General features: G+C 74.1%; 4 protein-coding genes. All 4 read right to left on the bottom strand.

Going from position 1 to position 3,897, the window contains the following annotated elements; genetic code table 11:
* Positions 1-62: 62 nt before the first annotated feature.
* Positions 63-632 carry a TetR/AcrR family transcriptional regulator gene (locus tag GT042_RS24445; protein WP_161310888.1) on the bottom strand — a complete coding sequence of 190 codons (570 nt, stop codon included), beginning with the start codon at positions 630-632 and terminating at the stop codon, positions 63-65.
* A gap of 61 nt (positions 633-693) precedes the next feature.
* On the bottom strand, positions 694-1,530 hold the full coding sequence (gene whiG, locus GT042_RS24450; RefSeq protein WP_161310885.1) for an RNA polymerase sigma factor WhiG: 837 nt from the start codon (positions 1,528-1,530) through the stop codon (positions 694-696).
* 154 nt (positions 1,531-1,684) lie between these two features.
* Entirely contained in the window at positions 1,685-2,881 is a 1,197-nt protein-coding gene (gene dprA / locus GT042_RS24455; protein ID WP_161310886.1) for a DNA-processing protein DprA, read from the bottom strand.
* On the bottom strand, positions 2,878-3,897 hold a 1,020-nt coding region (locus tag GT042_RS24460; RefSeq protein ID WP_161310887.1), incomplete at its 5' end, for an ATP-binding protein. The genes GT042_RS24460 and dprA, both read right to left, overlap by 4 nt.

Genomic DNA, 3,897 nt, shown 5'->3' on the forward strand with positions numbered 1-3,897 from the left:
TTCCAGCCCGTCCGGCGATTGAGGACATCAGTCAGCGCAACCGGACACCGGCGCGAGGACAATCAGGGACCCGCGGCCGCCGGGCCGCAGGCGCCGCTCAGGGCCAAGGCCACCGCTACCTCCGCGACGTCCACCGGCGCCTCGCCCAGTTCGATGCGGCGGACCGCCGCGTCCACCACCCCCTGGACCAGCATCGCCGCGAGCCGGGGCCGCGGCTGGCCCAGTTCGGACAGGGCCTCGACGACCATGGCGACCAGGCCCCCGTGCGCCGCGCGGATCTGTTCCCGGGCGCCCGCGTCCAGCTCGCTCGCGGAGATCGCGACCACCGCGCGGTGGCGGCGGTCACCGACCAGCGCGAGCTGCGTCCGTACGTACGCCTCCACCTTCGCCTCCGGCGTCCCCGAGGACGCCATCGCCGCCTCGACCTCCGCCGCCCAGACCGGGAAGTCGACGGTGCACAGCTCCTCGACCACGGCCGCGCGCGAGCGGAAGTACTCGTAGACGGACGACCTCGCGAGGCCCGTGCGTTCGGCGAGGGCGGGGAAGGTCAGCGCGTCCGTACCGCCTTCCGACAGGAGGGAGCGCGCGGCGTCCAGCAGGGCGCCTCGCTGCATCGTCCGGTGCTCGGCCACCGAGGCCGCTCGAATCCTGGGCACGGTTCCACTCTACGGATCCCGCGGCGCCCGCCCGCCGTCAGCGGCCGACGTCGGCCAGCTTCGCCCGCAGTTGCAGCACGGACTTGGTGTGGATCTGGCTGACCCGGCTCTCGGTGACGCCCAGGACGTTGCCGATCTCGGCAAGCGTGAGCCCCTCGTAGTAGTAGAGCGTGACCACCGTCTTCTCCCGGTCGGGGAGCGTGTTGATCGCGCGGGCGAGCAGCCGCCGCAGCTCGCGCCCCTCGGCGACCTCCACCGGATTGTCGGCGGCGGTGTCCTCCAGGGTGTCCATGAGGCTGAGCCGGTCGCCGCCCTCGCCGCCGACGTGCAGCAGTTCCTCCAGCGCCACCACGTTCGCCAGCGACAACTGGCTGAAAACGGCGTGCAGTTCCTCCAGCGCGATCCCCATCTCGGCGGCGACCTCGCTCTCCGAGGGCGTCCGGCGCAGCTGCGCCTCCAGCGTGGCGTAGGCGCGTTCGACGGCCCTCGCCTTCTGCCGTACGGAGCGGGGGATCCAGTCCAGGGCGCGGAGTTCGTCGATCATCGCGCCGCGGATGCGGGTGATCGCGTAGGTCTCGAACTTGATCGACCGCTCGATGTCGAACTTCTCGATCGCGTCGATCAGGCCGAAGACGCCAGAGGAGACGAAGTCGGCCTGCTCGACGTTGGACGGCAGCCCCACGCTCACCCGGCCCGCGACGTACTTCACCAGGGGTGAGTAGTGCAGGATCAACTGCTCCCGCAGCCGGCCGTCGCCCGTGGTCTTGTACGACCGCCACAGCTCGTCGAGAGACGTGGGCGCGGGGGGCCGCACTGCGCCCCGGGCAGCGGGGGGCGCCGCCGCGCGGTCAGACCCGGAGGTGTGCTGGGGCATGCGTTGCCTTGAGCCGTTCTGCTGTGACGTGCGGGGGGACATCTTTCTGGGCCGGAATCCAGGTGAGCGTAGCGTGACTGGGGAGTAGCGGTGCGCGACCGCTGTCGGAACGGGGAGCGGCGCCGCTCACACCTTTTCACCCGAATGCCCCAGGTCAAGTACCGCCTCGCCGCGCCGCGTCCGCCGGTGTCGGGCGCCGGGCCAACTGCCAGCCGTCGCCGTGCCGTTCGACGAAGCCCAGCGAGTGGAGTTCGTAGAGCCTGCCGAGCGCCTCGTCGGCGGTGGTGCCGGCCTCCCGGGCGATCTCCCGCCCGTCGGCGGTCCCCTGGGCGGGCAGCGCCTCCAGCACCCGCGCGCCGGCGGGGTCCAGCAGGTCCCTGGGCACCACGGGGCCGCGCCGTCCTGGTGCGAGGTCGCCGATGTCCCCGACCAGTTCCGCGACTTCGGCGGCGTCCGTGACCAGCACTCCTTCGCCGCGCAGCAGTTCGTGCACGCCCGCCGAGAGCCCACTGGTGGCGGGTCCTGGCACCCCCATCGTGAACCGGCCGAGCCGCTGCGCGCCGCGTGCGGTGACGAGTGATCCGCTGCGGTACTCCGCCTCCACGACGACGGTGCCCCGGGTGAGCGCGGCGATCACTCGGTTGCGCAGGACGAACCTGCTGCGGGTGGGGTGGGCGCCGGGTGGCAATTCGCCGATGACCAGTCCTTGTTCGGCGATGCGTCCGATCAACTCGGCGTGACCCCGGGGGTAGACGACGTCGACCCCGCAGGCGAGGACCGCGACGGTCGCCCCGCCCGCCGCCAGCGCGCCCCGGTGGGCCGCGCCGTCCACCCCGAAGGCGGCGCCGGAGGTGACGACCCAGCCGCGCTCGGCAAGTCCGGAGCCCAGCGAGGCCGCCATATGTGCCCCGTACGGAGTACACGCCCTGGCGCCGACCAGGGCGACGGAGCGCAGGGACCAGATCCGCAGATCCGCCCTTCCCCGCACCCAGAGCCCGACCGGTCGCGCGTCGCCCAGGTCGTCGAGCTGGCTGGGCCACTCCTGGTCGCCGGGGCAGACGAAACGCCCGCCGAGCGCGTGCACCGCCGCCAGGTCCCGCTCGGGCACGGCGGCGGCGGCCCGGTTCCGGTAGCCCGCCAGGCGTGTTTCGCCAACGCCGGTCAGCTCGTCGTGTCCGTCCTCCCTGGAGGCGAGCCTGGCGAGCAGCCCGGCGGCCCCGAACTCGGCCAGCCACCGGCCGCCGTGCTCGTCCCCCGGCTCCAGGACCCGCGTGAGCGCGGCCCTCGCCAGCCTCTCCCCCGGACCGACCCCACCGCTCACGGCGTCGCCGGTCACCGTCCCCCTCGTCATGACAGTCCCCCGTTCGCGGCCACACTGATGGCGCCGGCCGGCTCCCCGCCGGCTCCGGACCGCGCGCCGCGGGCGATGCCGGTGCGCAGCTCCAGGGCCAGGTCCACGTCCCGGGCGTCCGGGCAGCGGTGTCCGGCGAGGTCCGCGACGGTCCAGGCCACCCGCAGCACCCGGTCCAGCCCTCGCGCCGTGAGCAGACCCCGCTCCAGGTCGCGCTCCGCCGTGTCCAGCGCCCCCGGTGCCACCGGCCAGCGGGTCCGCAGCTCATGTCCGGGCACTTCGCTGTTGACCGACCACGGCGTGCCCTCCAGCCGGGCCGCCGACCGCACCCTGGCCTCCCTGACCCGGGCCGCGACCACCGCCGTGGACTCACCGCGGCCGCCCTGCCCCACGAGGTCGGCGCGGTGGACGGGCTGGACCTCGACCCGCAGGTCCACCCGGTCGAGCAGCGGCCCAGACAGCCGTGCCTGGTAGCGCCGGATCGCCGAGGGCGGGCAGTCGCACCCGGCCCCGTGGAGCGTGTGGCGCCCGCAGGGGCACGGATTGGCCGCCAGGATCATCAGGAACCGGGCGGGCAGCCGTACCACGCCCGCGCTGCGCGCCACCACCACATGCCCGGACTCCAGGGGCTGGCGCAGCGCGTCCAGTGCCCGTCCCGAAAACTCCGGGGCCTCGTCCAGAAAGAGAATTCCGCGGTGTGCCAGCGACACCGCGCCCGGTCTCGGCATCCCGTTGCCGCCGCCCACCAGGGACTGCATGGTCGCGGAGTGGTGAGGCGCGCAGTAGGGCGCCGTCCGGACGAGCGGTTCGCCGGGCGGCAGCATGCCCGCCACCGAGTGCACCGCCGTGACCTCCAGGGATTCCTGTTCGGTGAGCGGGGGCAGCACGCCGGCCAGCCGTTCCGCGAGCATCGTCTTCCCCGCGCCGGGCGGCCCGTGGAGCAGCAGGTGGTGTCCGCCCGCCGCGGCGACCTCCAGGGCCGTACGGGCAGCGGTCTGGCCCGCCACGTCGGCCAG

The sequence above is a fragment of the Streptomyces sp. SID3212 genome, from assembly GCF_009865405.1.
GTDB lineage: Bacteria > Actinomycetota > Actinomycetes > Streptomycetales > Streptomycetaceae > Streptomyces.